This is a genomic window from Devosia sp., assembly GCF_028290645.1.
Lineage (GTDB): Bacteria > Pseudomonadota > Alphaproteobacteria > Rhizobiales > Devosiaceae > Devosia_A.
This window is the reverse complement of sequence record NZ_JAQGJL010000148.1, coordinates 1-6,090: the sequence shown is the minus strand read 5'-3', so window position 1 is coordinate 6,090 and position 6,090 is coordinate 1. Positions and strand designations below refer to the sequence as shown.

Here is a 6,090-nt window from a genome sequence, read left to right as displayed (position 1 = left end):
CGTCGTGGGGTCGGCGAGGAAATCGGCGTAGAGCTCGAGGAACCAGGGGTGGGTGAAGAGGGACTCTCGGAGGTCGGTCATGTGGTTCTCGGGTCTAGATGCGGAGTGTTCCACGACCGGCACCTCTCCCCTTTGTGGGGGAGGATGGGAGGGGGGTCTCTCAGCCGGCCACGAAAACCCCTGCCCCCATCATCCCCAGTTCTGCCAATTCCTGCCACCAATCCCCCCGCGTTCGAAATGCCATACCATTCCGTGTGTTATCGCTTGGCAGCGGGCACCCTGCCCCATAGTTTCCAGCCACCCTCACCAGCCTCCCGTGCCCAATGACCAACCATCGCGACGTCATCTCCGCCATCGGCAACACGCCGCTGATCCGGCTCAACCGCGTGTCCGATGCGACCGGGTGCGAGATCTGGGGCAAGGCGGAGTTCCTCAATCCGGGGCAATCGGTGAAGGACCGGGCGGCGCTCTATATCGTGCGCGATGCCGAGAAGAAGGGGCTGCTGCGACCGGGCGGGACGATCGTCGAGGGCACGGCGGGCAATACCGGCATCGGGCTGTCGGTGGTGGCCAATGCGCTGGGCTACAAGTCGGTGATCGTCATCCCCGAGACGCAGAGCCAGGAGAAGAAGGATGCGCTGACGCTTCTCGGCGCGGAGCTGATCCAGGTGCCGGCCAAGCCCTACAAGAACCCCAACAACTACGTGAAGCTCTCGGGCCGCTTGGCTGAGAAGCTGGCGCGTGAGCTACCGGGCGGTGCTATCTGGGCGAACCAGTTCGACAATGTCGCCAACCGGCAGGCGCATGTGGAGACCACCGGCCCAGAGATCTGGGAGCAGACCGGCGGCAAGGTCGACGGCTTCATCTGCTCGGTGGGCTCGGGCGGCACGCTTGGCGGGGTGTCGATGGCGCTGAAGGCCAGGAACCCGGATGTCCAGATCGGCATCGCCGACCCTGAGGGCGCGGCGCTGTATAGCTACTACACCACCGGGGAACTCAAGAGCTCGGGCAACTCGATCACCGAGGGCATCGGGCAGGGGCGCATTACGGCCAATCTCGAGGGCGTGGTGGTCGACCGGGCCTATCAGATCCCGGACAGCGAGGCCCTGCCCTACGTTTTCGAACTGCTCGAGCACGAGGGGCTCTGCCTTGGCGGCTCGTCGGGCATCAACGTCGCCGGGGCGGTGCGGCTGGCGCGCGACCTGGGGCCGGGCAAGACCATTGTCACGGTGCTATGCGACTACGGCAACCGCTATCAAAGCAAGCTGTTCAACCCGGAATTCCTGCGTTCCAAGAACCTGCCGGTGCCGCACTGGCTCGAGGCGCAGGAGCCGATCGACTGGCATTCGGTGGTCGAAGCGGAGCCGGTGGCGTGACCGAGTTCGTCTTCCGCGAGGACAGTTACGTCCGGTCGCTGCCGACGCTGGTGACGGCGATCACGCCGGAGGGCGGGATCGTGCTTGACCGGACGATCTTCTATGCCACCTCCGGCGGCCAGCCGGGCGACACCGGCAGGCTGGAGCGGGCCGACGGCTCGTTCGTAACCATTGCGGGAAGCGTCCATCCGGATGGCGACAAGGCGGCGATCGTGCAGGTGCCCGCGGAGGGCCAGGCACAGTTGCAGCCCGGCGAAGAGGTGATCGCGCATCTCGACTGGGACCGGCGATACAGGCTGATGCGGATGCACACGGCGCTGCATCTGGTCACGGTCGTGCTGCCCTACCCGATCACCGGCGCGGGGGTTGGTGAGGACAAGGGGCGCATCGATTTCAACCTGCCGGACGTGCCGGATGCGGTCGAAATCGAAAGACGGCTCAATGACTTAGCGGCTGCGGCACATGCGGTGTCGGCCGAATGGATCACGGATGCGGAACTCGAGGCCAATCCCGGCCTGATCAAGTCGATGAACGTCAAGCCGCCGGTGGGCCAGGGTCGGGTGCGGCTGATCCGCATCGGGGACATCGACCTCCAGCCCTGCGGCGGTACGCACGTCAAAAACACCAGCGAAATCGGTACGTTACGGCTGGGCAAGATCGAGAAGAAGGGCGCAATCAACCGCCGGGTGACGGTGCTGTTCGGGTGAGCTACTCGATCGGCGGGAGCCCCTCCCTTCTCCCCTGAGGGGAGAAGGTGGCCGAAGGCCGGATGAGGGGTTAGGCGGCGCCACACGCGCTGGCTGAGAGACTGAACCCCTCGCCCTAGCTCTGCTAGGTCGCTCGCGCTCCCAGCGTCGCTACCCTCTCCCCTCAGGGGAGAAGGGCGACCGAGCGCATTGCTATTCGATCGGCGGGGCGTAGATCAGGCCGCCATTGGTCCAGAGCGCGTTCTGGCCACGCACCACGGCGGCGCCGGTGGCGGGGCCGAAGCTGCGCTCGAAGATCTCGCCGTAATTGCCTACGGCCTTGATGATATTGGCGATGAACATGCGATCGAGCCCGATCGACGGGCCGAAGGTGCCTTCAAGGCCGAGCAGGCGCCGGATGCGATGGGTCTTGGCGGCGGCGAGCGAGTCGATGTTGAGCGAGGTCACACCGGCCTCCTCGGCGTCGATCAGCGCGAACAGCGTCCACTCGACGATATCGAACCACTGGTCATCGCCGGCCCGGACCACCGGGCCGAAAGCGTCCTTGGAGATACGCTCGGGCAGGATGCGGTGCGCTGCCGGTTCGGGGAGGCTGCGGCGCATGGCGTTGAGGAAGCTCGCCGAGGCCGAGACCGCGTTGCAGAGGCCCTCGCGATAGGCGACGGCGAGGTCCTCGCGGTCCTCGTAGAGCACCTCGGTATAGGTGGCCTGGGTGCCGAAGAAGAATTCGCGCAGGTTGGCGAGCTCCTCGGGCGCGTCGACGATGCAGACCTTGACGTTGTCGAGCTCGTAGGCCGAGACGAACCCCAGCGACTGCGGCACCATGATCGCCTGCCCGTCGTAGAACGAGGTGGCGACGTAGCTGGCGCCGTAGCCGGTGTCGCGGCGCATGGTCCATGGCGCGTTGCGGGCGATGAGGTCGATGCTGCCGGTCTGCAGCTGGGCGAAGCGGCTGTCTCCGGTGAGCGGGACGAACTCCATCTTGCTGGCGTCGTTGAAGATGGCGACGGCGACGGCGCGGCAGAAATCGACGTCGAAACCGGTCCAGCGACCGTCGGCGGCGGGCTGGGCGAAGCCGGGCAGCGGATCGGAGGTGGCGCAGATCAGGTGCCCGCGGTCGCGGATCGCCTGCAGCGTCTGACCCGCCGCGACCGGGGTGGTGTCCTGCGCGCCGGCAAGGCTGGGCAACAGGACCGTGAAGGTTAGGATGACGCGGACGAGGTCCCGCCAAACGGCCGTAACCGTCATGGTCAATTCTGCTCCAGCTCGCCCCGGCGCAATATCCCGATGCGGGGGAGCCGGGTCAAGGCGACAGTGTGATGCGCCCCCATGAGCCTCTGTACGGCTGCCGGAGTTGTGCGATTTGAACGGATTGCCCGGGATTCGTTCAGTTCCATTCGATGCTTCATGCGCTGCGTCCCGCGAGTATGTCGATGGGGGCATTGTCGCATCGGTACGGAACGCGGGGATAATGGCGCCCGGAGGCCTGGTTTCCCGGGGCTTTGGGGCGATTTCGGGAAAGAGGATTGGCTCCGGCGGGGCGGGTCAGGATGGCTGCCATTGGTTTGCCCCGTGGATGAACCGGAGATGAACGGCGCCTGAACGGGGTTTTGGCGCATTTGGGGGCGCGCCGGTCCCCCGGAGCGGCGCAGAGCGCTCACTGCACCGCTGAACCCCTCACCCAAGCCACGCTACGTCGCTATCGCTCCTAGCTCTGCTGCCCTCTCCCCTCAGGGGAGAGGGGGCGCGGGCGGCAGGTTTTCCGTCAAACGAGAAGCGCACCAGTCAGTGCAGGATCTGGCTGAGGAACAGCTTGGTGCGCTCGTGCTGCGGATTGGAGAAGAAGGCTTCGGGCTCGTTCTGCTCGATGATCTGGCCCTGGTCCATGAAGATCACGCGGTTGGCGACCTGGCGGGCGAAGCCCATCTCGTGGGTGACGCAGATCATCGTCATGCCCTCCTCGGCGAGGCTGATCATCACCTCGAGCACTTCCTTGACCATCTCGGGATCGAGCGCCGAGGTCGGCTCGTCGAACAGCATGATGCGCGGGTTCATGCAGAGCGAGCGGGCGATGGCGACCCGCTGCTGCTGGCCGCCCGAGAGCTGGCCCGGGTATTTGCCCGCCTGCTCGGGGATGCGTACCCGCTCGAGGTACATCATGGCCGTTTCCTCGGCCTTGGCCTTGGGGACGCCGCGCACCCAGATCGGCGCCAGCGTGAGGTTCTGGAGGATCGTCAGGTGCGGGAACAGGTTGAAATGCTGGAACACCATGCCGACCTCGCGCCGCACCTCGTCGACCCGCCGGAGGTCGGAGGTCAGCTCGACGCCGTTGACGATGATCTGGCCCTTCTGGTGCTCCTCGAGCCGGTTGATGCAGCGGATGAGCGTCGACTTCCCAGAGCCGGAGGGGCCGGCGATGACGATACGCTCGCCGCGCATGACGCGCAGGTTGATGTCGCGCAGCACGTGGAAATCGCCGAACCACTTGTTCATGCCGATGATCTCGATCGCCACTTCGGTCTTCGACACCTGCATGTTCGTGGTGTCGATATCGCGGTCGACGACTACCGGGGAAACGTCTGACATGGCTACCTCTTGTGGCCGGTGTTGAGCCGGCGCTCCCAGTACCGGGAATATCGGGAGATGGAGAAACAGAAGATCCAGAACACCGCGGCGGCGAAGATGTAGCCGGTGACGGACTGGGTGGGCGATGCCCATTCGATGGCGTCGTTCTTGGTCTTCACCGCCTCGAGCAGGTCCTTCATGCCCACGATGTAGACCAGCGAGGTGTCCTTGAAGAGCGAGATGAAGTTGCCCACGATGCCAGGGATCACGTGCTTCAACGCCTGCGGCAGGATGACGAAGCCCATGCGGCGCCAGTAGCCGAGGCCGAGCGCCTGCGCCGCCTCGTACTGGCCGCGGCCGATGGCCTGCATGCCGCCGCGCACCACTTCGGCCATGTAGGCGGAAGAGAAGAGCGTCACGCCGACCAGCGCGCGCAGGAGTTTATCGACCGTCGTCCCCTGCGGCATGAACAGCGGCAGCATGATCGAGGCCATGAACAGCACGGTGATCAGTGGGACCGCGCGGATCAGCTCGATGAAGGCGACGCAGAGCGTCTTGATGATCGGCAGTTTTGATTGTCGCCCGAGCGCAAGGAGGATGCCGAGCGGCAGGGAGACGCAGATGCCGAACACCGAAATGATGAGGGTGACGAGGAGGCCGCCCCATTGCTCGGTCGGCACGTAGCGCAGCCCGAACATGCCGCCGGAGAGGAGGATCACCGAGGCGATCGGGAAGACGATGAAGAACAGGAGGGCGTTGGCGATCTTGAACGGCGCCGACGGCCAGAGCAGCGGCAGGCCGATGAGCGCCAGCATGGCGAACACGATGTTGGGCCGCCAGTACTCGGCCATCGGGTAGAATCCGTAGGTGAAGAACTCGATCTCGCTGGCGATATAGGCCCAGCAGGCGCCGACGTTCTCGACCCGGCACTGCTCGACGGTGCCGCCCGGCGGGACGGCGCGGCCGATGAGGAAGCCGTAGAGCTGGGGGACGATCCACAGGAGGAACAGCACCGCGATGATGGTCATCACGCTGTCGGAGATGCTGGCGAACAGGTTCTTATGCAGCCAGGCGATCATGCCACTGACGCGGCGCGGAGCCGGCTGGGCGGTGGCCATTTCGGAGCGGACGAAGGCGATGTCGGTCATTTGCCGCTCCTACCGTTCGACCAGCGCCACGCGGGCGTTGTACCAGTTCATCAGCGCCGAGGTGCCGAGCGACAGGATGAGATAGACCAGCATGGTCAGCGCGATCACCTCGATGGCGCGGCCGGTCTGGTTGAGGGTGGTGCCGGTGAAGACGTTGACCAGCTCGGGGTAACCGATGGCGGCGCCCAGCGACGAATTCTTGGTCAGGTTGAGGTACTGGCTGGTCAGCGGCGGAATGATGACGCGCATCGCCTGCGGCACGACGACGAGCCGCAGCCGGTCGTTTTCCTTGAG

At 65.3% G+C, this 6,090-nt stretch carries 6 protein-coding genes; 2 read left to right on the top strand and 4 right to left on the bottom strand.

Features of this window, described 5'->3' with window-relative positions; all coding sequences use genetic code 11:
• Positions 1 to 323: 323 nt before the first annotated feature.
• Together JWQ89_RS08505 and JWQ89_RS08500 are read left to right on the top strand one after the other, a co-directional pair.
• Positions 324 to 1,376, top strand: a complete 1,053-nt coding sequence (locus JWQ89_RS08505; RefSeq protein ID WP_299640093.1) for a cysteine synthase A — start codon at positions 324 to 326, stop codon at positions 1,374 to 1,376.
• The gene (locus JWQ89_RS08500) at positions 1,373 to 2,083 is read left to right on the top strand and encodes an alanyl-tRNA editing protein (RefSeq protein ID WP_299640091.1); all 711 of its coding nucleotides are present in this window, start codon (positions 1,373 to 1,375) and stop codon (positions 2,081 to 2,083) included. Before JWQ89_RS08505 ends, JWQ89_RS08500 begins: the two co-directional genes overlap by 4 nt.
• A 192-nt stretch (positions 2,084 to 2,275) precedes the next feature.
• Here the strand turns inward: JWQ89_RS08500 and JWQ89_RS08495 are convergent, their stop codons facing one another.
• From JWQ89_RS08495 to JWQ89_RS08480, 4 genes are all read right to left on the bottom strand, one after another.
• Positions 2,276 to 3,331 (bottom strand): amino acid ABC transporter substrate-binding protein, encoded by a 1,056-nt coding sequence (locus JWQ89_RS08495; protein WP_299640090.1) that lies wholly within the window; start codon positions 3,329 to 3,331, stop codon positions 2,276 to 2,278.
• Between the two features lie 537 nt (positions 3,332 to 3,868).
• Entirely contained in the window at positions 3,869 to 4,669 is an 801-nt protein-coding gene (locus JWQ89_RS08490) for an amino acid ABC transporter ATP-binding protein (protein WP_299640088.1), read from the bottom strand.
• 2 nt (positions 4,670 to 4,671) lie between these two features.
• Complete coding sequence (locus tag JWQ89_RS08485; protein ID WP_299640086.1) at positions 4,672 to 5,796, bottom strand: amino acid ABC transporter permease; 1,125 nt, start codon at positions 5,794 to 5,796, stop codon at positions 4,672 to 4,674.
• A 9-nt stretch (positions 5,797 to 5,805) separates the two neighbouring features.
• A partial coding sequence (locus JWQ89_RS08480; protein WP_366143985.1) for an ABC transporter permease subunit occupies positions 5,806 to 6,090 on the bottom strand: 285 nt, incomplete at its 5' end.

Bases quoted from the DNA above. Each gene is read 5' to 3' on its own strand.
- JWQ89_RS08485 (WP_299640086.1), bottom strand. From the start codon at position 5,796: ATGACCGACATCGCCTTCGTCCGCTCCGAAATGGCCACCGCCCAGCCG.
- JWQ89_RS08490 (WP_299640088.1), bottom strand. From the start codon at position 4,669: ATGTCAGACGTTTCCCCGGTAGTCGTCGACCGCGATATCGACACCACG.
- JWQ89_RS08495 (WP_299640090.1), bottom strand. From the start codon at position 3,331: ATGACGGTTACGGCCGTTTGGCGGGACCTCGTCCGCGTCATCCTAACC.
- JWQ89_RS08505 (WP_299640093.1), top strand. From the start codon at position 324: ATGACCAACCATCGCGACGTCATCTCCGCCATCGGCAACACGCCGCTG.